The sequence below is a fragment of the Pseudoalteromonas aurantia genome (assembly GCF_005886875.1).
Taxonomy (GTDB): domain Bacteria; phylum Pseudomonadota; class Gammaproteobacteria; order Enterobacterales; family Alteromonadaceae; genus Pseudoalteromonas; species Pseudoalteromonas aurantia_A.
Genome location: NZ_PNBY01000051.1, coordinates 1 through 23,749, shown reverse-complemented (window position 1 = coordinate 23,749; position 23,749 = coordinate 1). Strand labels below are relative to the sequence as shown.

Here is a 23,749-nt window from a genome sequence, read left to right as displayed (position 1 = left end):
ATACGATATGTCTGTGCTCATTATTGATGACAACCCTGAAGTACGTTTAAGTGCGGTCTATTTATTGGAAGATCACGGCTATGCGGTGCTTGAAGCTGACGCCCCCGAGTGTGCAAAACAACTGTTATCAGTAAAACCTATTCAGTTAATTCTGTTAGATATGAATTTTAGCCGAGATACCACCTCAGGTGAGGAAGGGTTAGCATTTTTACGTTGGCTGAATATACATTACCCAGATAGAGCGGTGATATGTCTGACTGGCTGGTCGAGTGTAAACCTTGCTGTTGAAGCGATGCAATTGGGGGCGTGCGATTTCATAGAAAAGCCTTGGCAAAATGAAAGCTTATTGGCGTCGATTTTGGATCAGTTCAAACTGATGTCAAAACAAAAAGACAATGCTTCTAAGTCGGTTAGTGAGCCACATACTGATGCGCCGTATCAATGGCAAAGTCAATGTATGAAAGCCCTAGAGCAGCAATTACAAAAAGTAGCACCTACCAATGCGACTATCTTGCTTACGGGCCCAAGTGGGGTTGGAAAAAGCCATATAGCGCAGTCAGTACATCAATTGTCAGCGCGTCGGACCGGACCTTGGGTGAGCGTAAATATGGGCTCATTAAGTAGCAGCTTGTTTGAAAGTGAAATGTTTGGCCACGTGAAGGGGGCGTTTACTGACGCTAAATCAGCGCGTGAAGGTCGTTTTACCATGGCGCGACAAGGGACGTTGTTCTTAGATGAAATTGGCACGTTGGACATATCGTTGCAAGCTAAGTTGCTGAGAGTACTTGAATCTGGAGAGTATGAGCGAGTGGGCAGCAGTGTGACCGAGCAAACGGATATTCGACTTATTTGTGCCAGTAATATTGATTTTGACCAGGCAATGGCGCAAGCAGCATTTAGGACTGACTTATTTTACCGTATTAATACGTTTAGCTTCTCGGTGCCTCGTTTTTATGAACGGCGAGATGATATTCTCCCATTTGCACAGTATATGTTAGCTGTCCATGCGCAGCGCTATGGGCTGCCTACTAAATCATTGGCTGAGTGTGCGAAAACCAAATTACGGCAGTACACTTGGCCGGGCAATGTGCGTGAAGTGAGCCATGTTATGGAACGCGCTTTGTTATTAAGTGAACACCCCGTAATTAAAGCCACAGATTGCCAACTGCGATTAGTTGATCCTCAATTAGAGCACAATGTAAACGAGGCGAAGACGTTAGCAGACATTGAAAAAAGCCATATCGTGTTTATCTTAAATCAGTGTGATGGACATATTGGTGATGCAGCACAACGGTTAGGGCTCACTAAGTCGTCATTATATCGGCGTATTGAAAAGTATGGCCTGAAAGAACATGGCTAATTTTGAGCAACGACAAGCCCGTTATATAGGGTTACTTAGCCTTGGTATACTCATTTTATTGATGATCAGTTTATGGCAACTTGGTTTATCGCCAGTTTGGCTGGTGGTGAGTTGTTTATTATTCGCTGTCGTATTGTTGCTTGGGTACCGACGTCAAAAAATACAGCTGATACAGGTATTTTCACGGGCCAACTGGCAATTAGAAGCGATTTTTGCAGAAGACTTTAATCAGCAAATTAAGGCCCAGTATGAAAGCGGTGAGGTGGCGCTTTTTGAACAGCAGTTAATAGCACTAAGTGAGCATTTACACCATCATAAAAGTCGCTATAACAGTCAAATTTTTGTTATCTATCAGTTGATAGACAAACTCGATATGCCCGTAATGGTTTTTGATCAGGCCCACTCGTTAAGCTATTCAAATAATGCGTTTGAGCATTTGTACCGACAGCCTTGGCAAACGATGAAAGGTGTGTCACTCGACACGTTACAATTAACTTGTAAAAATGACCTCTGGCAATTTACTAATCGTAATTTAGCGCGGCATTGGCAGTTACACAGTAGTGAGTTTAAAGAGCGTGAAGGGCAATATGTACTATTAATTGCATCGAATATACGGCAACGGTTAAGAGAGAGTGAATTGCAGGCATGGCAGCAGTTGATCAGAGTTATAAGTCATGAAATTAATAACTCTCTGACACCTGTTAGCTCATTGGCCCAAAGCTTAAGTGGTAAAATGACGGTACATAGAGACACCCAAGCATTACATGTTATAAAGCAGCGTTGCGAGCATTTACAGTCGTTTGTCGGACGATATGCTAAGGCAAGTGAACACTTGGAGGTGTCGCCAAGTGTGATAGCACTACAGCCTGTTTTTGACCATGTTGTGCAGCTTTTCCCTGAGCAACGTTTCAAACTAGATTGTCGGGCATCTCGGTGCATGGCAGATCAGCAACTGTTGCAGCAAGTTTTGATTAATGTGTGTAAAAATGCCATTGAATCTCAACAGCAGCCAGATATTTATATATTATTATCAAGTGCTTACTCCCAGGAGAAAGTGGTTATTTCAGTATGTGACAATGGAGCTGGATTTGCGAATTTAGATAATGTTTTTACGCCATTTTATACTACAAAACACACGGGGCAAGGTATTGGTTTAACACTCAGCCGAAATATTATTGAACAACTTAATGGTGAACTCTTATTAGAAAACACCGCACAAGGTGCGCAAGTAACAATTATATTACCCACACTAGTTGATAATAATTCTCATTAGCATATAATAAAGTTGTAAAGGAGGTTAATATGTTAGTGATACTGTGTTTGTTAGCGTTATTATTAGTGGTAGCTGTTCTTATCAATGTGAAGGCAAGTAACACATTCAGCCGTTGGTTGCATCGTGTTGGTGTATGGTGTGCCGCATCCTTATTGGCATCCGCCATGTATTATGCAGGCCTGAGCGCTTTACTTGCTATGTGTGTGTTAATTATTTCTGCAGGCATATTGAGTTTGTTTGTGTCTTTAGCGAATCCTGTTACTAACCCAAGTTAATACCTAATCTATATTAATGTTCATGATACACTGCGAAAAGTAGGCAAAGTTTGCAATACTAAACATAAGATGCCTTTTTCGAGTGAGTTATATTGCGATTGCTAGCTCGACTATTTGCGTGTTGTTATTCATCGTTGTGTTGGGGAGCACCGCATTGGGAAACCATACAGACCGAACACTTCAATGTGCATTACACCAAAGGACATCAAGCGTGGAGGCCGGTCGCAGCGCAAGAGTTAGAAACTGTTCGTGATATTGTTTTAGTACAGCAGAAACGGAGTTTACCCAGGGTTGCAGATGTCGTGGTGTTTGACCCATATCATGGTGCCAATGGGTTTGCCTTACCCAGTACAGACAATAACAGCCATGTGAATACTCTGTTTATTCCTGATCTTAGTATGGCGGGTCTTCGCGGATCACATTACCAACAGTTTGGTACGGGGGTTACTTGGCGCGCAAATAGGCCGTAGCTTTATTATCATCAACATCATTTAGACAGACAACTTTTTGGCCACAGTTATTGATTGCGCTTATCAACGAAGATAGAAAAAGGCAGTTGGCTTGGTAAGTTTGCTCCTGCAGGCGTGAGTAATGTGCATATTGATATGGAATTAAGCCGATTATCTGGCACATCGTTTAATGATGAAAATAGCGCGTGGTTAGGTATTTGGTATGACTTACGGTAGCCCTGATAAAAGGGCAGCCTTCGAGTGAGGCCGCCCTAAGTCTTCATTTAACTTGGAGGTAGAAATAGGTTAATTAATTAGTATAGTCGGCTTTTAAAGACACACCATTAAATGTTCTATAAGCTCTTAACATCACATGATATCGACCAGCACCTTGGTTGACCGTACATGTTTCACTATTGCCATTTCTATACGGACGACATGCATAATTAGATGTGGTTGGCTTTTGATCTTTTCTTACATAAAGATCAGCATCACCCGTTCCGCCAGAGATCACAAAGTTGATGTTCGAGGCACCAGCCGGGACGTCTATATAATAAAAGGTTTCAGAACGATAACTGCCTTGTAAACCTGTTTTTGCAACCCCTTTTTGTAGCTGAGCGGGGTCTTTACCATCATTTACAGATACCGTTTTGCTGGTGGTTGCTTGATTGCCTGCTGAGTCTGTCACAGTCAAAGAGACTGTATAGTCGCCAACAGCTTGATAGACATGTGTTGAGTTAACACCAAAGCCGTTGTTACTATTATCACCAAACTGCCATTCATATTGGCTAATTGAACCATTCGGTGTGCTTGATGCCGCACCATCAAATGTGCAATTGAGCGCTGAGCAGTTAAATGAGAAGCTTGCTGTTGGCAGCCTGTCGCCTGGTCCGTTATCACCAACGGGCACTTGGTTGTTGAAATGGCTGGCTACTTGTGGCCAAATTCGACTGATCTTTGCACCTTTATTGGTACATCCACCTAAATGATGTAATGCGATTACATTATTTGTCGCAGCTGCTAATACTGGAGAACCTGATGAACCACCAATTGTGTCACAGTAGTATCCTAAATCAGTGCCTGTGCCACGGCCGTTGGCATTTGGTTCATTTACTTGGCATAAACTATTGCTATCTTGATCAGATTCAATTGACAGCTCTTTAGGGTTACCCGAACCATGCTGAGGAATATAAATACGTTCACCTTGTGTGGCGTCGCGCGTATCTAATCCGAAGTAACCAAATGGTGCCGCTTTTGCGAAATCGTTAATTGAAAATAAGGTGTAATCCAAGGTGTAGTCAGTTTTAAAAAAGTCTTTACCGGTCACTTTAACGACGGTTTCTTTGGTTGAGCCATTACAGCTGGTATTTTGATAGTTAAACCAGACTTCAGTCGAAGCAAGCTCTGCTGCCGACTCGACGCAGTGATTATTGGTAAACATATTATTATCTGCACCAACACGCCACCCGGTACATAGGCTACGACCACCAATCACTAGGCGTGCAACGGGGCGGCTGCGTTCAAATTCTACAGGGTGAGAATTTGCCCAACATTGTACATCTTTACGTTCATTAACGCCGCAGGTTGATTGAGTGCCTGTATCCGGCCCACCTAATATACTGACCTCATTTTCTGTACCATAGTAGTAATGATCTATGATCGGTGCTTGCTTACTCGTGCCTGCTGTATATTCAACGACCACAGTATCACTAGAAATAGACATGGCAGAGAATGAGCTCACGCCATTATCGCCCGCTTCGGTATCCAGTGTAGCCTTATTCATATTCGCGAGTGTGTATTCATAGCGTTCGCTACTGTCGAGGTTTCTCACGATGAGTTTACCACCGCCTTTTAGATCGAGATCTTTGAAGTGCAATTTGATGTAACTTGCATCAGGGTGAGAAATGGTTTGCTTAAATGCCCCAGCCTTTGTTGTAAGCACAATATTGGTTTCTGCTTTTGCACCAATAATGGCCTCACTTGTTTTGTTGGTGTATTTAAGCATTTGCGCTTCAGTGAGCGGCGCTTGTGCCATTGCAGTTAGTGATACTGAGCCTATTAAGGGGAGTAAGTAACGCACTTTCATTTTAATTTCCTTTACATGTAGTTGTCGTTTGTCGAAAATTCGAACACAACCAACATAGTTATTAAAATGTTAACTGTAAAGTATTTTGTTTACTTTGTAGTTACTTTTTGTGTGTTATTTGTTCTAAAGTTGACAGTTTAGCTTGGTAAATACCTAATTTCTTTTGGTCTTCAGCTTTACTGAGCGCTTTAGATAAATATGCTTTTGATTGTACTAACTCGTTTTTAAGGTAATAAAGTTTTGCTAACTCAAAGTAAGGCTCTGGCAAATAAGAGTATTCGATAGAGAGCTCACTGAGCAGCTTTTCTGCTGTGGTGTAATGCTGCTTATGGATCGCTTTTTGTGCAATAGCAATAATATCAAACGGGGTTTTAGCTATCTGATTCGTCATATTCTCCAGCTTAGTTACCAGCGTATAGTTACTATTTTCTTGTGCTAAAGCAGCGTAGCTAGTAAGTAAGTTGGTACTTACTAAATTATGTGTTAAAGCAAATGCAAAGAGTTGTTTTGCTGTCTTTGAGTCGCCTGCCCTGCGGTGTAAGATAGCGGCTATATTAATTAGTTCAGGATCATCTTTGACATGTTTTAACGCTTGAATTATATGTGAATAGCTCTCATTAAAGCGTTTGTTTAAGAGTGCGTCAGCAGCATGGTTAGCGTAAAATTTTGCTGTGAGATCATCAACTGTTGCGGTATCTACGAAGTAAATATCTTGCGCTGGAAAATAATCAATCACTGTGCCCGGACGGATAGCACTGATCCAGCCTTCTTCTTTTTCAGTGGGAGCCAGTAGCTTGGTGTTGAAATGGTTCGAAATAAGTAAAGTTTGACCCGACATTTTATAGACGGGTATGGAGGCGACTTCTCTAAAGCTTGTTTCTATGCCAATTAAGTTGGCGTAAGCCTGCGTTAATATAGCGAGGCTAATACAGTTACCTTGATCTTGGTCAAGGGTTTGTGTTGCTGATAAGGTCGCGCCATCGTATGAAAAGCTATTGAGCTTACTTTCTAAGTACTCAGATATGACACGATCTTGTCGCACCCCTTGTTTAAGCGCATTTTGATGATAAGCAAAAAACTTATTTTGTTCAGTCACAGGAAGATTAAAGATGTCTTTGACTTGTGGTGTGGGCTGAGAATTAAACAAAGTATGATTAAATAGCAAGACTGGGTCTACAGGGACTGTGGGGATTTTCTTTGTCGCTGTACAGCCAGAAAGAAAAGCTAACCCCATAATAAATAGTATCTGTTTCATTTTATTATTTCTATCACACATGTGTTTATCAATTTATCGCGTTCTATAGATCTCGGCAAGTGTAATGGTTTCTTTGCGTCTCATTAATTGTTTTTTGTTGCCTTTATTGCAATGTGATGCTGTGTGATTACAATGCACATCTCCAATTTATATTCACAACTTGTTGTTTTACAAGTTTTGTTTTTAAATTACGTCGTGTTTACCTATTTACAAAAAAGTAACTGGAGTGTGTTGCATTGGCCATCTATTTACCTATTATTTCATCGTTGATATTAATGTTTAGCTTTTTGCCGCTGGTCAAAAAAATCCGCAAAAACCGCAGTGTGTCGGGGTTATCCTTGTTGATGATGAGCTTTGGCGTGGCACAAAGCAGTTATTTTATCGCTTATAACGTGTTTTTTGATAGGTTATTTATGATGTTGCCATTTTTGGTGACCGGCATGTTAAGTTCACTGATATTGTATTATTTTGTTCGTTATAATGCTTGCTCACAGCAACGCCGACAATTAGCGATGATGCTAGGTTTGTCCGTGTTACCATTTTTTTTGTTATTAAGTCCGTTAGTGACTGCTGCAGAGTTATTTACGTGGTTGACATTTGTTGGTTTGATAATGAGTTCACTTCGGGTGATGCCTCAGACTTATAAAACGATAAAAAGCAAAGATGTCGCAAACCTCAGTGTTGGTTACTTTAGTTTGCAGTTTTTAGCTGGGGGGGTCGGTTTATCAGCAGAGCTGAATATGGCGCAGGTCAGTGTGGCTCATTTGATGACCTTTGTGATGATTTTATTAACTAATGCTGCTCAAATGGGATGTATTTTATATTATCGTTGTCGCCCTGCTGTGGCATAAATAGCAAGCTAGGTTAGCTGTATCAGGGGGCGTCCAGATTTTTTACCTGTGTTTAGGGCCTTATGAAGTGCATTATTATGGCATAACAAGCGCTCTGAACCATGACCATACCAAGTATATTGTTTAAATTAGAAAAGTCGTACATGTTATCTTGTATTCTATAATATGGGTCGTTCACAGGATTTATTTATTTTTGATGGCTGGTCATTACGAGCCATCTCACCTTAGCACTCATTAACTATACCAGTGATACTCAATCGCACGTTCATGGCTACATGAATGTTTAATTATTTGCCACTTTTCCTCGCCTTTTTATCGTTTTCACTTAATGGGGTTAATCGGTAATACTTTAAATCCAGATCAGATTCTCAAAACCGGAATATTGGTCCGGTTTTGAGAATCAAACTTAATTCCACCCTATAATTATTTCTAAGTAATTAAAAAATATATACTTTTATTTTGGCACGTTTTTGGCTTTGTATTTTCAAGAACATGAACCATGAGAATTGGATATTGTGGATACTGTAAAGCATAAAGCGCCGAGAACGGTTAGTTATATGATTATTGTAGTGAGCCTCACTTTAATAGGGGTTTGCCTAGGCTGGGTTTGGTTTGCTGCGAGTCCGGTGACACATGTAAAGCGTACGGATATTTTGGTTGATACGGTCAAGCGGGGGCCTGTATCTATCAAGGTCAGTAGTTTTGGTAAATTACACAGTGCTGAGCGCTATATGATTACCAGTGAAAGTGATGCAACTGTAGAAGAGGTTCTGCATCAAGCGGGTAGTATTTTACAAAAAGGTCAGGTCATTGCACGTTTGTCTAATCCCGATTTGCAGTTGCAAGTAAAGCGGCATGAGCAGTTATTACAGCAAGCAATAATAATGCGAGCGCAGCTACAACTTACTCATCAGCGGGAGTTACTTTTAGAGCAAGCTGAAATTGATACCCTTATAGGGGATTTAAAGACGGCTGAACTTGAATTCACGGCACAACAAGCCTTATTGCGTAAAGGTATTATCTCGATGTTGACGTTTTTACAAGTGAAATCCAAAAAAGAGAATTTGACACGTCAATTAAGCAGTATAAAAACGCGTTTTTTACAACTGGAAAAATTACAAGCCAGCCTGCTACAACTTGCGAAGCAACGTATAGATATGCAGTCTTGGGAGCTGACGCGGTTGCGTACTCGAGAGGCAAATTTAACTGTAAAAGCACCTCAGCTTGGCGTTTTACAGCGTATGCCTTTAACTGTGGGGCAAAGTGTGAAAAAAGGAGCTGAGTTGGCATTATTGGGTAGCCCGAAAAACTTAACTGCACGGTTGAAAGTACCGCAAAGTGTCATAGCCAAAGTGGCTATTGGCCAAAATTGTGAAGTACGGATCCGCGAGCATAGTGTGGCTGGGGTTGTGCAGAGAATAAGCTCTCAAGTAGAAAATAACAGTGTGGAGGTTGAAGTTAGTCTTCAAGGAGAGTTGCCTTTGAGTGCGAGGCCTTTGTTGAATATTGATGCTGAGATTATTGTGGCACATTTGCATGATGCATTGTATATGTTGCGACCAGCTCACTACAGTGCATTTAAGCCGGTGGTTTTATATAAAATATTAGCCGGAGGTCAGACAAAAGCGACCACGGTTAGTTTCGATAATAGTTCAGGAAAACTGGCCGTGATCGCTGACGGGGCAAGTGCTGGTGAACAGTTCATTATTTCAGACTTAACGACACTGGCGCAGCAAGGTGCGCAGGTGGAGTTGTATTAATCAAATTTTGGGAGCACATGATGGACGTTGTAATTTCAATGCAAGCTGTGAATAAGGTATTTGAAACAGAACTATTGCAAACGCATGCTTTAAGGAATATTCAGTTAATTATCAAAGAAGGGGAGTTTGTTTCTATATCTGGGCCTTCAGGCTGTGGTAAGTCTACATTATTGTCGATTATGGGGTTATTGGAGTCGCCCAGTAGTGGTGAGTACTACATCAATGGCACTGATGTGTCAAAACTGACACCAGATGATGCTGCCGAAATTAGAAATAAATCAATAGGGTTCATATTTCAGTCCTTTAATTTGGCAAATGAGTTGTCGGTATTGGAGAACGTCTCACTGCCTCTACGTTATAGTAGTGCCAAGCCAGACAAAGCGAGTATAAAGCAGCGAGCGTTAGCCTGCCTTGAGCAAGTGGGCTTATCGCATAGAGCTGGCCATAAACCGAATCAGTTATCAGGCGGTCAACAGCAGCGTGTTGCCATTGCCAGAGCGCTTATTGCTGAACCCGCAATTTTGCTCATTGATGAGCCGACAGGTAATTTGGATTCAAAAAGTGGTGATTCAGTGATGCGTTTGATTGGTGAGCTGCACAGGCAAGGCTGCACGATTTGTATGGTGACACATGATCCAAGATATGCAGATATGGCCCCCAAAAAAATTAAACTACTCGATGGTGAAATACTGGGTGATATAAGCACAGTGGTAGCGCATGCTACTTTGGAGGTATGATGATGATCATGCATGCATTTTCACAGGTTTTAACTACCCCGCGTTACACGTTCAGTGTGATGATGAGTATGGTGATAGCATTAACGACGTTATTTATTGCTGTGACACTCACCTATTCTCTTTTATTTAGTCCGTTGCCTTACCCGAATTCAGATCGCCTCGTTAAAGTCGAATTTGCTCAGTATGATGAAAATGATCAGTTTAATGTCGAGGCATTCAATTATCCGAGTCTTATGGCTTTGTACCAGCAAAGGCGTCATTTAGAAGAGGTTGCATTAGTACACTATGCAGAGCAACTTTTATTGTCCCATGTGGATAGCCCCAAAGTGAATACGGCATTTGTAACACATGAATGGTTCTCAATGTTTGATATACCCATGCATTTGGGGCGAGGCTTTACACATCAAAGCGATAATACCCTCCCTGTTGCGGTAATGAGCTTTGAGCATTGGCAAAAGTACTCTGAGCAAGACCCTCAAATTGTCGGTAAAACGATTTCTTTTGGAAAGGCGAGTTTTCAAGTTATCGGCGTGACGGCGGCACATTTTAACGAGGCGAATTTAGCACAATTTAATCAAAAAACGGGAGTATGGTTAGCGTGGGATCATAATTTAACCACACACAGAGCCAGAAGCTTTTGGTGGAACCGATATTCAAATAATTTAATGGTCGCCCGGTTACCTGAGTCTGAAACGATTGAGACTGTGAGTTTGAATTTATCACAAGAAATGAATAGTGTGTGGCAAACGAACGTCAAGGGTGAAACCTATTTTGATGGTTGGCACATAAAAATATGGTTAACCCCTTTGAAAGCAGTCTTATTGGGGTCGAGCCGTTCGCTCGTTTTAGGTGTACTAGCTGGCGCGATAGGGCTATTACTCATGGTTTTGTTTAATGTCTGTAACTTGTACATCGCCATGTTGGCGACTCGAAGACATCAATTGGTGCTCCGTGTCGCATTGGGTGCCAAAAAGAAACAATTGTATGCGCAGTTGTGGTGTGAAGGATTGCTTATCATGTTTACGGCCACGGCTTTAGCGATGATAATTGCCCACTTAAGCTTGCTTTATGGCGCACCTTGGTTAGCGACTTTGTTTCCTCATGTAAGTTTGCTGACACTATCTTGGCCTATTGTGGTAATGATACTAGCCAGCGTGCTACTGCTAAACAGTGTGTTGGTTTCAGTTGGACTGTCGCGATTTCCCTATCAAGGTTTAGCGCAAGCTATGGCGGGTGCGACAAAGGGGGTTGGTGTGCAAGTCAGTGCGCAGCAAATTAATATATCCGTGGTCAGCCAGCTCGCCATTGCGATGATGATTGTTAGTTGTTTATTGACTGTTGCATGGCAGCAATGGCAACAAATTGAACTGGCACATACGCTGCCATTAAAAGATAAATTTATTGTGCAACTTTCGGATACCACAGGGAGTGGGGAGGCTGCGCAACAAGCAGCCTATACACACGCTGCTAATGTTCTTGAAGCGCTCCCAATGGTTGAACAAGTTAGTCGTAGCAATTCACCGTTAGGAGAGCAACTTATTACCTGGGACCTAACTTTGGTTGATACGCTGAAAAAGGTGACGCCATTAGGAAAAGTGGTAGATTATCGCTATGCAACGTTTTTTTCACAGACATTATTGGCAGGACGGTTTTTTGATGTCACCGATGTTCAAAATAATGCCAATGTTTTAATGATCAGTGAGTCATTGGCTAAACAACTGGGTGGTATTGACCAAGCATTATCAACTCGACTGAGTTTTAATATCGATGACCCCGATGCAGCGATGCAGATTATTGGGGTAGTGGCTGATCAAGTGAGTGTGAATGGCTCAAGAACCCCGAGTTTTGTGTATCGTGCAACACAGGGCAGGCATTATTTGTTAGTGCATTTAGTGCCAGGTCACTCACTATCAAAAGTGAAGATGGAGCAGCTTTTTGAACAACATCAGCCAGGTATGAAAGTATTTAGGGTTCAGAGCCTTGAAAGTCAGCGATCAGCGTTATTACTCGCCAATAAGCTACTGCTATGGGTAAGTATCTGTATCACAATTGTGACACTCGTTTTAGCTGCAGTAGGATTATTTGGTGTCATGAGCATCTGTCAATCAGCTCAGAGGCAAACCATCGCCATGAAACGAGCGATAGGGGCAAAAAATTCGCAATTGGTGACGGAAATGCTACTTCAATTTGGACGAGTTGCAGCCATCGCCACGCTCATTGCTGTCGTTGGTAGTATATTACTCGTTAATTATTTTACTACTGCGATGGATGTATGGGCTGCAAGCTTCTGTATTGCTGTTTGTGTGGTGTTGATAAATGCGGCTTTTTGGGTTTACCAACCGTTGCAGCAGCAATTGAAGCACGCAATCGGATCTCAGTTACGTGGAGGTAAGGAGTAGGCCATCCGCCTTCGTTTATCTAATGCCTATTATTAGAATTTTTTGATGAATTTACCACATCATAAAGTCCTTTTTACTGATTTTTATAATTAGCAACAGAATCTTACAAATGTCACGTTTATTGCTTTGTGAATCTTGCTAGTATTGCATGAGGAAATAATTTTGGGGTGATATTGGACATGCAAACAAAAATATTAAAAATAATCTTGCCACTAGTCATGCTAGCAGCAGGGGGGATGGGAACAGTGGCCATCAATGCGCTAGCGACAGAGCCAGATGAGAAAGCATTAGTTGATACTCGACCTGTCGTCGAAGTCGAAACTGCTTTTGCCTTAGATCATCAAGTTGTGATTAACAGCTATGGCGAAGTTAAGCCCTTTGAGTCAACACAGCTTTCAGTTCAAGTTTCGGGTGAAGTGACTGCATGGCACCCTAATTTTGTCAGTGGGGGGATTGTTGCACGTGGTGACGTGTTAATGGAAATTGAAAAAGACAATTACGAAGCGGCTGTATTACAAGCTGAGGCTGACTTATCGCGCGCTCAAGCAACATTAATAGAAGAGCAAGCACAGGCCGATGTTGCCGCAGATGAAGCCAAACGTTTTCCTAATCGTAAGCATACCGACTTATTTTTACGTAAACCCCAAGTATTAAGTGCGCAAGCAGGCGTAAAATCTGCACGCGCAGCACTCAAAAGGGCGCAAAGGGATTTGGCAAATTGCGAAGTGCGAGCACCTTACGATGCGTTAGTTATTTCTCGAGATGTGGGGTTAGGTCAATTTGTTAGTACAGGCTCGCCGGTCGCCACGCTTAATGGTGTTGAGTATGCTGAGGTTGTGATCCCAATCGCTGGCTTTGACAGTGCCTTTTTACCAGAACGGATCACGGGCTTAACTGCCACAATAAAACAAACAGGGCTAAATGGTTTTACACGACAAGCGGTTGTGCATCGTGATCTGGGTGTTGTTGACAGAGATACGCGTATGGTGAATTTGGTTGTACGTATTCAAGATCCATATGGGTTAAAAACACGCCAACCGCAAGTGAAATTTGGCTCGTACGTACAAGTCACATTTGGTGGTAAAACATTAAGTAGAATTTATCGCTTGCAACAAGATTTAGTAAATGACCAAACTATATGGTTGCTCAATGCTGACAATCAATTAGAGCCACGTAAAGTGACTGTTATTCGAGAAGAAGGAACTTATTTTTATGTCAGTACGGGCTTAAGTGACAATGAAAAAATTGTGACGACGGTACCAGAATACCCACAAAAGGGCATGACAGTAAAAGTGGCTGGGGAAGATTCAACTCAGTCAGCTACAACTGAAAAATTATAAGGGTGGGTGTATATCGTGAGTACGCATGAACAGCAAAAACAAACCGGCTTAATTGCTTTTTTTGCTAATAACCCGGTTGCGGCAAACCTACTAATGTGGTTTATCATCATTATTGGTATTTTTACCTATTCTACCATTCAGAGGCAGATGTTTCCGAATGTAGAAATTAACTATATTACTGTATCTGCAAACTACCCTGGGGCATCGCCACAAGAGATAGAAGAAAGTATCTTAATTAAGGTTGAAGAGTCGCTACAAGATGTTACTGATATAGAAGAAGCGGTTTACCGCGCATCTCATGGCAGTGGTAGCGCGCAGCTGAAAATAGACCCAGATGTTGAACTGACTGATGTGTTGGATAAGGTCAAACTGCGAGTCGATAGCATCGCAACTTTTCCTGCCGCAATGGAGCCTTTGACAGTAAGCCAGATTGAGTTTCGACAAGATGTGGTTGGTATGACAGTATCTGCTGACTTGCCATTGACTCAGCTAAAACCAATCGCGAAAGAAATAGAAGATGAGTTGTTACATTTAGGGAATGTATCTCTCGTATCCGTTGACGTCCCATTGGATGAAATCGCGATAGAAATAAAGCCAGATGTGTTGCGTCAATATAACTTAACCATTGCAGATATAGCGAATTCTATACGTAATTATTCGGCAAATATTTCTGCAGGTGAGCTCAGAACTGAAGCGGGTATTATTTCAGTGCGCGTTGAAAACCAGTCATACAGTGGTAATGAATTTCGTCAGCTTCCTATCAAAGTAGGTGCGAATGGTGCGCAGGTATTACTTAAAGATGTTGCATTCATAAAGGACGAATTTACTGAAGGTGAGCGGTACTTCAAACTAAATGGCAAAAATGCGGTTTATATTCAGGTCAAAGCGACGACTGAGCAAAATATGGTGCCGGTGGCAAACTCTGTTAACGCATATATCAAGCAAAAGAATGAGCAGCTGCCAGTCGGTGTGACGATAGAGTCTTTAGTGGATATGACATACTACTTGAATGGCCGCTTGAGTATGATGAAAACAAACCTATTACAGGGGATGTTTCTGGTGGCACTAATGTTGTTTGTATTTTTGCGCTTTAAGTTGGCGATGTGGGTAACAATCGGCATACCTGTTTGTTTCTTGGGAGCCATTATGTTAATGCCTGCATTGGGGATAACACTAAATGTGACCTCATTGTTTGCTTTCATTATGGTGCTTGGGATCGTGGTTGATGATGCCATTGTGATAGGTGAAAGCGCGTATACAGAGGTAGAGAAAAAAGGTCCAGGTGTAGAAAATGTGATCCGAGGTGCTAAACGTGTTGCGACACCTGCGACATTTGGGGTGTTAACAACCATGGCGGTATTTGCACCGCTGATGTTCTCAACTGGACCTGAAAGTTCAAACTTCATTTCAATTGCGGGCGTTGTGTTACTGTGTTTATTTTTTAGTTTAATTGAATCTAAGCTCATTCTCCCTGCGCATATTGCGCAAATAAAGTTTAAGCCCCTTGCAGAAAAAAGCTGGCGAAATGGGTTTAATCGTCGCTTCTTTGGCTTTGTAAATGGGCCTTATAAACGTTTTGTAACGCGCTGTGTAGAATGGCGATGGACGGTATTATTTTCGTTTATCAGTATTTTTATAATCAGTATAAGCTTAATGACGAGTGGCCATATTAGAACGCTATTCTTACCAAAAATACCTCATGATTTTCCTGCGATTAAATTGACCATGAACAATAATGTGTCAGATGATCAGACCATTGCTGCGGCGAAGCTGCTAGAGCAATTAGTCATTGATATAGATCAGCAAGTTGAACAAGAGTATGGCGTGAAAATGGTGAAAAACGTCATGGTTTTTAATATGGACAGAACCAGTGCGCAAGTGATGGCGCCGCTGGTTGATGAAGAGTTGCGCCCCTTTGACACCTTTGAGCTGAGTCGTCGCTGGCGGGAAAACATGCCAGAGATTGCAGGGGTGAAATCTATACTTGTTGAAGACGAAGTGATTAACCTCGGTGATGATGGTGATTTTGGTTATTTACTTTATGGCTCTGACATTGAAACACTCAATGCTGCAGGACGTCAGCTTATAACCTTATTACAGCAAGAAAGCGGTTTATTTGATATTAGCTCGACGATTGACCCTGCCAGTAAAGAAATTCAATTATCTTTAAAGCCGGTCGCTTATGATTTAGGGCTTACATTGCGTGATATTGGCTCGCAAGTCGGCGCAAGTTTTTATGGTGGTGAGGCACAGCGTGTTATTCGTAATGGGGAAGAAGTGCGTGTGATGGTGCGCTACCCTAAGTTAACCCGTGAAGCATATTCATCACTAAAACATACGGTGATCACGACACCACAGGGCAAAGAAGTGGTGTTAGGAGATGTAGTCGATTTGATAGAAAAACCAGGGATCAGCTATATTCGACGTGAAGAAGGCTACAGAACGGTGTATGTCTATGGCAACATTGATGAAGAAGCCATTGAACCCACTGCGGTAACCAAACGCATTGATGAGGTTATTTTACCTGAACTACTCAAGAGCTTTCCTACGGTGAAAACCAAATTAAGTGGTGCTGTAGAAGAGCAACAAGCACAAGCAAATGAGCAGATTGTTTTTTTCGTGATAGGCATGCTGATGGTTTACATTTTGCTGGCGATCCCGTTAAAAAGTTATGCACAGCCTTTGATCGTCATGTCTGTTATCCCATTTAGTCTAGTGGGGGCATTGTGGGGGCACTTAGCGTTTGGCTTAGATCTGAGCTTGATGTCTGCGTATGGTATTATTGCGGCGGCAGGGGTTGTTATTAATGACTCGCTGGTGATGACTGACTTTGTTAATCAGGTACGCCGTCAAGGTATGGCGCTAAAAGAGGCAGTTATAGAGGCTGGTTGTGCCCGTTTTCGTGCCATTACCTTAACGTCTATCACGACGTTCATGGGGGTCTTACCTATTATGTTTGAGACCAGTTTACAGGCGATGTTTGTGATCCCAATGGCTGTCTCACTTGGTTTTGCTGTTGTGTTTGCAACATTAATTACGTTGTTACTCGTGCCATGTTTGTACATTATCTTAACGGATATACAGGGAGCCTCTAGTAAGGTATTTGGTTTTACTACCAAAGTCTTTTATACCATAAAGCCGCGTTCATCAAAGGTATAAACGACTATGAACGCTTAAAAAGCCAGTATCTCACTGGCTTTTTTTAATTTTAAAGTGCTGCTATATTGGTCATTGGTAGTCAAAAAGTTGTATTTCGTTTTTTCATCATTATACTTGCGAATATTCTAATTATTGATGAGCTTTATTGGTGTCTGACAAGCATGAACTTGCGCAGTGGAAACAAATAGGCATGCTTTCACAGATGCGACAACTACATATTGGAGATGTAGTCTCTGCGCGCTTTTTTACAGAGACAGGAGAGGTAAGTGCGCTTCAAGTAAATACCAAAATAATCTACCACTCTCAAAAAGATTCACATGCGTGGCGAGCAGAACTTGCGAATGCAATCAATGTACATGTGCCTTTAGTCAAGGTAGGGTGCTATTCGACCCAAGGTTGGGTATTTGGCTCAGGAGCTCAACCCGTGATGGCACATATTAATAGTGGGATCACGTATTTTAAGCTTGAGTTTAAATGTAAAATACAGCCCAAAAAATCGGTCGACAGGCGGCCTGAATATGATCATGTCTTTCCACTAGCTCAGCACAGTTATCGACAAGGTACTCGGGTGTGGCATGCACCGTCGAAACGATGCTATCGATGTAAACCTTGGCCATTTACGGAATATTGTCGCAATAGCTCACCGCAATTTGAACCAGATGGTGGCGCATTGTGGCAAGTTGCTTGGGAGGTTATGTAATAACATTGCATGCTTTTCAAAACAGCACTGGCTTGCAACTATGACTATGATAGACTGGAAAAAATATCATAAGTTAGGAACAATCTGTGGCTGAAAACACGTCTGCTTTAACAGCAAAAAAAATCCCCCATAGTATGACTCATCATGGACACCAACGTACCGATAATTATTATTGGATGCGAGATGATAAACGCAGTAATGACGAAGTATTACAGCATTTACATATTGAAAACGAGCATGTTGCCGCGCAAATGGCGCCTCATAAAGTATTGCAAGATTCGTTATTTACCGAAATGAAATCACGGATCGTGAAAGATGATAGCTCTGTACCTGTAAAAGATGGTGCGTATTGGTATGTCTCAGATGTGACTGGAGATAACGAATATGCGTCACACTATCGAGCAAGCGATGCAGCGCTGAGTGATAAATCACTTTTGTTAGACGTTAATGCTTTGGCGCAAAGTCATGAATACTATGATATCGGGGATTTGGCTGTTAGCCCAGATGATAAATTGTTAGCTTATAGCGAAGACTTAGATGGGAGGCGTATTTATACCTTCCGATTTAAAGATATTGCCAGTGATACCTATTTAGAAGATGTGTTATCTAACACTGAGGGTGAACTTGTTTGGGCCAATGACAATAAAACCGTCTTTTATGTGAAAAAAGATGCGCAAACGCTGTTGGGCACTCAGGTATACAGACATGTATTGGGCACACCACAAAGCGACGATGTTTTAGTTTATGAAGAGCAAGATCATCAGTTTTATATGGGGCTTGGTAAAAGTCGCGATGATAGCCAGATTTATATCTATTTATCGGCAACAGAAACCAGTGACTTATTGGTATTAGATGCGAATACTCCTACAGGCGCTTTTGAACGGTTATTACCGCGCACAATAGGTCATGAATATGGTTTAGATAAACTGGGCGACTCTTTTTATATTTTATCGAATCATAAAGCAATCAACTTTCGCTTAATGCGCGCGTCAGCAGAAACCATTGCAGAGATAGCACGCTGGGAAGAAGTCGTCGCACATCGAGCACACGTGCTACTGGAAGGGTTAGAGTTATTCGATAGCCACTTTGTTGTGACCGAGCGTGAAATGGGCCAAATTCGTTTTGTGGTGCATACATACCAAGGCGATAGCTATCAGCTAACGTTTAATGATGAATGTTATTTTGCGGGAGTAGGACAAAACCCAGAAGCCAGTGCTACGACGGTTCGTATTTACTATTCAAGCCTGACAACACCGAGCTCAGTATTCGACTGTGAATTGGCAACAGGTCAGAAGGTGTTACGTAAACAACAAGAAGTCTTGGGTGAGTTTAATAGTGACGCTTATGCGTCTGAGCGTATTTTCGTGACCTCTCGCGATGGCGTAGATATTCCTGTTTCATTGGTATATAAAAAATCGACATTCAAAAAAGATGGCACTAACCCTTTATTGCAATATGGGTATGGTGCATACGGTATTACCATTGATCCTACTTTCTCGAGTACAACGCTGAGCTTACTTGATCGTGGTTTTGTGTATGCAATTGCACATATTCGTGGCTCTGAAATGCTCGGACGTGCTTGGTATGAGCATGGGAAAAAATCGTTTAAAGAAAACAGTTTTAATGATTTTGTTGATGTAACACGCTCATTAGTTAAAGAGGGCTATGGCGCATCAGATAAGATATTCGCTTCAGGTGGCAGTGCTGGTGGCTTGCTGATGGGGGCTGTGGTTAATCAGGCTCCAGAACTCTACTTAGGAGTTGGTTGCCATGTGCCATTTTTAGATGTTTTGACCACCATGTTGGACGAAACGATCCCTCTGACGACCAATGAGTATGATGAATGGGGTAATCCAAATAATGAAGCGGATTATAAAACCATTTTAGCGTATTCACCGTACGATAATATTGAAGCAAAAGCGTACCCTAATATCTTAGTGACTACAGGCCTACATGACTCTCAGGTGCAATATTGGGAGCCTATGAAGTGGGTGGTAAAGCTACGAGAATATAAAACAGACAATAATTTATTGTTGTTTAAAACAGATATGGATGCTGGTCATGGTGGGGCGTCAGGTCGTTTTAAGAGCTTACATGAGAAAGCATTAGAAATGGCATTTTTCATTGGTTTACTCGATTCATAAATAACGATACAAAGCATAACCATTAACTTGTTGATGGTTATGCTTTTGACAGAGGGTACCGAATGTTTGTAGCACATGGCCTGTGGCGAGTGTATGTTGAAGCGCCAGTGATTTATATTGGCCTGCAAGGTGCGTTTAATCGAGAAGGCATTATTGACTTACAGAATGATTTGCTGGCTCAAGCGATGCAATATCCTCAAGGGAATTTGCAAAGTGCTGTTATCGATCTTTCTATGTTTGAGATGAGTACAGCGGATAGCTTTGATGTTATTCGCAATTATTTTGAAGGTGTGAAGTCGCGTGGCTATGTACGTGTTGATTATATTGGGGCGAATGCGTTAGCACGGCAAGTGCTTGAACAGCTTTGGCGAAACGCAAAAACGCAGATCTATTTTTTTGATGATGCGGCTGACTTATTGGTGAGCCAACCACAGCACCACAATGGGTTATTAACACTAGTTCAAATAAGCTTTGAGCATCCACACTAGCTTTTCTTGCTCTTTTATATAGTCACTCATCAGTGCCGCAGTTCCTTCATCTTGTGCATCACCAGCTTGTGCTAACACTTCGCGCTGCATACCGATTAAAGTGGTGAAACCTGCGAGTAGGTTTTCCAGTGCTGCGGTCCCTTCACTGATCCCTTTCGCTTCGGCTATTTTGCTGCGCTCAAGATAGTCAGAGAACGCGTGTAATGGTTGACCTTCAATGGTGAGTATACGTTCAGCTATTTCATCTACTTTTTCCAACAAAAGGTTATAGATCTCTTCAAACTTTAAATGTAGTTCAAAGAAGTTACGCCCTTTAATATTCCAATGAAAGCCGCGAGCATTCATGTATTGAATTTGATAGCTGCTCAAGAGTGTATTTAAAGCAGTTACAAGCGCTTGGCTTTTTTGGTTATCTAAACCGATAGAATTAATGTGTGTCATAGTTGGCTCCTTATTTCGATGGGTTAAGTATGGATGAGCGTTGAAGGATTGGCTAATAAGATAAATCAATATGTACAATCCATAAAATCAATTGAAATCTTGTTTTCTTATCTTTTTTTGGTTGTGAATAAAGCTTGCCAGTTTGGGAGTGAGCCGCAGGCGAACATCATGACACTTGAGCTCAAGCAAAAGTGCTAAGACACGATCTAAACATAAATCAGAACTGCTGGTGGTTGTTATTGCTCTGCTGGCTTTTGTGGTGGGTTTGGTCTGCCTGTCCCGCTTATTGTTGGATGAATTGCCATGGTCGCTTATAAGATAGCTGAACACAGTGATCACTGAGTTTCATTCTAAAGCAGCGAGTTTATATACCGAGTGACTTGGCGGGAGTAAATCATACTGGTGTGACTGACATGAAATACCTTATGTTCAGCCATCCCCGGCAACTGAGTTTCCTCTAAGAGGACAGTACCATCTGAGCGGCTGCCTTTTTGTAATAAGGGCATTAAACCCAGGGGCAAGTCGCCAGCTATGCTATATAACTTTGCAGAAAAGGGCCAATTTTGATTGTCTGACATTAAAAACTCAATGCTGTTTTTTAATAGCATGTTGAGGCCTTTATCATGCATATGCTTGGCAATGGCACTGCCTTTATGTGGTGTGCCTAACGTGATGACTTTTTCAACATATTGGCTAGGCGCTGAATTATGTTCTAAATATGCCCGTGCGATAAGGCCTCCCATAGAGTGGCATACCAGCGCTGTTGCCTGGGTGTCAATAAACGCATCTAGTTCATTAAAGATGACCGACTTATCTGGCTCTAGGGTGTTATAACTGAAGTTTAAGATTTCAAAGCCGCGCTTTTTAAGCTTGGCGCACAATGGGCGCATAACAAAGCCTGACATATACAAACCATGTAATACTACGATGCGCCGAATAGTCATATGGGTCTCTTACTTTAGTTGCTGTGGTATAATATGCACACTGTTTTGTTCATCACTGAACCAGATTTCACCGTCCTGAATTGTGATGGTGAGCGTAATGGCACGACTGACCATATTGGCCAACTGTGCGGTGGCTTCATAAGGCAAACTGATCACCGTTAAGTTTTGATAACTTGCCAACTTTTGTTGGTTCTTTTGCCACCATATTGGCTGGCTATTTTCACCGTAAGTATACAGCACGACGTTCTTAGCGCGGTTGCAGGCTTTTTTCAAACGCTTCTCTTCTGGTAAGCCGAGCTCAACCCACAGTTCTATTTCATCACTGTAATTTTTCACCCAGACTTCAGGCTCATCATCGGCACATAGGCCTTTGGTAAATTCTAACCGTTCTTGAAACTGTAATACGTAAGCTAAAATTCTAACCATCAAGCGCTGTTCAGTCTCTGATGGGTGCTGTGCTAACGTGAGTGATAAGTCTTGGTATACATGCCTATCCATGTCGCTAATAGATAGGTGAGTTTTGATTATAGTTGATTTAAGCGCCATGGTTTTTGGTTTCATAATATTCAGTGGCATGCAGTATACAAGAGATCTGGTTGCGAGTGCGCGGCTTATACTTTGATTGATAAATTTTTTCTGCTTTTAAAGCAATTGTGCGTTGAACTAGGTAAAATGGCGCGTTAATCAATATTTCACACAGGAGAATAGCGTATGGCAATTCAGTGGTTTCCAGGACACATGAACAAAGCGCGTAATGAGATCAAAGAAATTATGCCGCAAATGGACGTAATTATTGAAGTGCTTGATGCACGTATTCCCTATAGTAGTGAAAACCCAATGGTGTCTGCGCTGCGCGAAGATAAGCCGGTTATCAAAATTTTAAACAAAGCGGATTTGGCCGATCCTGTCATGACCGATCGTTGGATGCAATATTTAGAGCAAGAGAGCGGTGTTAAAGCGGTGGCATTTGGTCATGATAAAGCGGCTGAAGTGCATAAAATAAACGAGTTATGTAAAAAGTTGGCGCCGCAAAAAGTGGGAGTTGATAAGCAACTTAAAGCCATGATCATGGGGATCCCAAATGTTGGTAAGTCGACATTAATTAATACCCTGGCGGGACGAATTGTCGCAAAAACAGGTAACGAGCCTGCGGTTACTAAAGCGCAGCAACGTATTAAGCTTGAAGACGGTATTATGCTATATGATACGCCAGGGATGTTGTGGCCAAAGGTTGAGAATGAAAACTCAGGCTACCGTTTGGCGGCAACCGGTGCGATCCGAGATACGGCGATTGATTATGAAGAAGTGGCCAGTTATACCGCGGAATACTTATTAGAAGCTTACCCTAAATTATTACAAACCCGCTATAAAATTGAAGAACTGCCAGAGCAAGACTGGGAGTTTATGGAAATGGCAGGCAAAAAGCGTGGCTGTATACGCGGCGGGAATCAGGTGGATACCCATAAAATGTCTGAAATACTGATCAACGAATTACGTGATGCAGTGATTGGTCGTATCACCATGGAAACGCCAGAAATGCGAGAGCGTGAAGAAGTGGTGGTAGCAGAGCTAAGAGCACAAGCTGAGGCTAAAAAAGCGGCCAAAGAAGAAGAAAAGAAGCAACGAAGAGCGCGTGCGAGAAAGAATAGACGCTAACTGAGCGATAAATATTAAGCATTATGACAAAAGCCCTTGTAGGGCTTTTTTATTTTAAAAATACTTTAGGGGCTGTTGATCTTTCAGCTTCATTTTTGCAGCAGTGTGATTGGCTTTTATACCAGGCAGAGGCTGCGTAGCATGGTTATTTCATGTGAGTCAGCCGATAACATAGTAGAAAAGCCAATCAAGCACTGCCTACCGGTTCTTTTGAGCGCTCGTTTCTCTTTGTTGATTAATATTCGCTTACATTACTAGGCCACACATTAAGCGCCGTGATAAAAGCACGCTCAAAGAGAACAAAAATAGAACAGCGAAGATCAACAGCCCCTAAGTTTATCGGGTGTTTAGCTTGTACGTCGTGGTGGTAAATTACAGCGCTGGGTGAGTTTCAGGCATAAAAAAAGCCCTGTTAGGGCTTTTCCGTTTCAT

General features: G+C 41.9%; 20 protein-coding genes. 15 read left to right on the top strand and 5 right to left on the bottom strand.

Features of this window, described 5'->3' with window-relative positions:
* Window positions 1-7 precede the first annotated feature (7 nt).
* The 5 genes from CWC18_RS11410 to CWC18_RS21030 all read left to right on the top strand — a co-directional run bounded on the left by CWC18_RS11410 (window position 8) and on the right by CWC18_RS21030 (window position 3,594).
* On the top strand, window positions 8-1,360 hold the full coding sequence (locus tag CWC18_RS11410) for a sigma-54-dependent transcriptional regulator (RefSeq protein ID WP_138591176.1): 1,353 nt from the start codon (window positions 8-10) through the stop codon (window positions 1,358-1,360).
* Window positions 1,353-2,633: a sensor histidine kinase gene (locus CWC18_RS11405; protein ID WP_138591175.1), complete on the top strand. Its 1,281-nt coding sequence runs from the start codon at window positions 1,353-1,355 to the stop codon at window positions 2,631-2,633. Before CWC18_RS11410 ends, CWC18_RS11405 begins: the two co-directional genes overlap by 8 nt.
* A gap of 29 nt (window positions 2,634-2,662) precedes the next feature.
* On the top strand, window positions 2,663-2,908 hold the full coding sequence (locus CWC18_RS11400) for a hypothetical protein (RefSeq protein WP_138591174.1): 246 nt from the start codon (window positions 2,663-2,665) through the stop codon (window positions 2,906-2,908).
* Between the two features lie 92 nt (window positions 2,909-3,000).
* On the top strand, window positions 3,001-3,378 hold the full coding sequence (locus CWC18_RS11395) for a hypothetical protein (protein WP_138675292.1): 378 nt from the start codon (window positions 3,001-3,003) through the stop codon (window positions 3,376-3,378).
* 54 nt (window positions 3,379-3,432) lie between these two features.
* Window positions 3,433-3,594 (top strand): hypothetical protein, encoded by a 162-nt coding sequence (locus CWC18_RS21030; RefSeq protein WP_171041091.1) that lies wholly within the window; start codon window positions 3,433-3,435, stop codon window positions 3,592-3,594.
* A gap of 73 nt (window positions 3,595-3,667) precedes the next feature.
* On the opposite strand, the gene CWC18_RS11390 is transcribed toward CWC18_RS21030, so the two are convergent.
* Both CWC18_RS11390 and CWC18_RS11385 read right to left on the bottom strand, forming a co-directional pair.
* Window positions 3,668-5,443 (bottom strand): pre-peptidase C-terminal domain-containing protein, encoded by a 1,776-nt coding sequence (locus CWC18_RS11390; protein WP_138591172.1) that lies wholly within the window; start codon window positions 5,441-5,443, stop codon window positions 3,668-3,670.
* A 100-nt stretch (window positions 5,444-5,543) separates the two neighbouring features.
* A complete protein-coding gene (locus CWC18_RS11385; protein WP_138591171.1) occupies window positions 5,544-6,698 on the bottom strand; it encodes a tetratricopeptide repeat protein in 1,155 nt (384 codons plus the stop codon).
* Between the two features lie 236 nt (window positions 6,699-6,934).
* On the opposite strand from CWC18_RS11385, the gene CWC18_RS11380 reads away from it, so the two are divergent.
* From CWC18_RS11380 to CWC18_RS11340, 9 genes are all read left to right on the top strand, one after another.
* Window positions 6,935-7,549, top strand: coding sequence for a PQ-loop repeat-containing protein (locus CWC18_RS11380; protein ID WP_138675291.1), 615 nt, complete (start codon window positions 6,935-6,937; stop codon window positions 7,547-7,549).
* A gap of 557 nt (window positions 7,550-8,106) precedes the next feature.
* On the top strand, window positions 8,107-9,309 hold the full coding sequence (locus tag CWC18_RS11375; protein WP_138675290.1) for an HlyD family secretion protein: 1,203 nt from the start codon (window positions 8,107-8,109) through the stop codon (window positions 9,307-9,309).
* A 17-nt stretch (window positions 9,310-9,326) separates the two neighbouring features.
* On the top strand, window positions 9,327-10,046 hold the full coding sequence (locus tag CWC18_RS11370; protein ID WP_171041090.1) for an ABC transporter ATP-binding protein: 720 nt from the start codon (window positions 9,327-9,329) through the stop codon (window positions 10,044-10,046).
* Complete coding sequence (locus CWC18_RS11365) at window positions 10,046-12,445, top strand: ABC transporter permease (RefSeq protein WP_171041089.1); 2,400 nt, start codon at window positions 10,046-10,048, stop codon at window positions 12,443-12,445. The genes CWC18_RS11370 and CWC18_RS11365 overlap by 1 nt, the downstream gene beginning before the upstream one ends.
* Before the next feature lie 179 nt (window positions 12,446-12,624).
* On the top strand, window positions 12,625-13,785 hold the full coding sequence (locus CWC18_RS11360) for an efflux RND transporter periplasmic adaptor subunit (protein WP_138591167.1): 1,161 nt from the start codon (window positions 12,625-12,627) through the stop codon (window positions 13,783-13,785).
* 15 nt (window positions 13,786-13,800) lie between these two features.
* Window positions 13,801-16,944, top strand: a complete 3,144-nt coding sequence (locus CWC18_RS11355; protein ID WP_138591166.1) for an efflux RND transporter permease subunit — start codon at window positions 13,801-13,803, stop codon at window positions 16,942-16,944.
* A gap of 148 nt (window positions 16,945-17,092) precedes the next feature.
* On the top strand, window positions 17,093-17,644 hold the full coding sequence (locus CWC18_RS11350) for a hypothetical protein (protein ID WP_138591165.1): 552 nt from the start codon (window positions 17,093-17,095) through the stop codon (window positions 17,642-17,644).
* 86 nt (window positions 17,645-17,730) lie between these two features.
* Window positions 17,731-19,788, top strand: coding sequence for a S9 family peptidase (locus CWC18_RS11345; RefSeq protein WP_283235289.1), 2,058 nt, complete (start codon window positions 17,731-17,733; stop codon window positions 19,786-19,788).
* A gap of 62 nt (window positions 19,789-19,850) precedes the next feature.
* Complete coding sequence (locus CWC18_RS11340; protein ID WP_138591164.1) at window positions 19,851-20,276, top strand: hypothetical protein; 426 nt, start codon at window positions 19,851-19,853, stop codon at window positions 20,274-20,276.
* Here CWC18_RS11340 and CWC18_RS11335 read toward each other — a convergent pair.
* The 3 genes from CWC18_RS11335 to CWC18_RS11325 all read right to left on the bottom strand — a co-directional run bounded on the left by CWC18_RS11335 (window position 20,244) and on the right by CWC18_RS11325 (window position 22,207).
* Window positions 20,244-20,717 carry a Dps family protein gene (locus tag CWC18_RS11335; RefSeq protein ID WP_138675288.1) on the bottom strand — a complete coding sequence of 158 codons (474 nt, stop codon included), beginning with the start codon at window positions 20,715-20,717 and terminating at the stop codon, window positions 20,244-20,246. The genes CWC18_RS11340 and CWC18_RS11335 overlap by 33 nt on opposite strands.
* 350 nt (window positions 20,718-21,067) lie before the next feature.
* Window positions 21,068-21,661 (bottom strand): DUF7379 domain-containing protein, encoded by a 594-nt coding sequence (locus CWC18_RS11330; RefSeq protein ID WP_138591162.1) that lies wholly within the window; start codon window positions 21,659-21,661, stop codon window positions 21,068-21,070.
* A gap of 9 nt (window positions 21,662-21,670) precedes the next feature.
* On the bottom strand, window positions 21,671-22,207 hold the full coding sequence (locus CWC18_RS11325; protein ID WP_138591184.1) for a YaeQ family protein: 537 nt from the start codon (window positions 22,205-22,207) through the stop codon (window positions 21,671-21,673).
* Window positions 22,208-22,372: 165 nt separating this feature from the next.
* On the opposite strand from CWC18_RS11325, the gene ylqF reads away from it, so the two are divergent.
* Window positions 22,373-23,317: a ribosome biogenesis GTPase YlqF gene (gene ylqF, locus CWC18_RS11320; RefSeq protein WP_138591161.1), complete on the top strand. Its 945-nt coding sequence runs from the start codon at window positions 22,373-22,375 to the stop codon at window positions 23,315-23,317.
* Window positions 23,318-23,749: the final 432 nt, after the last annotated feature.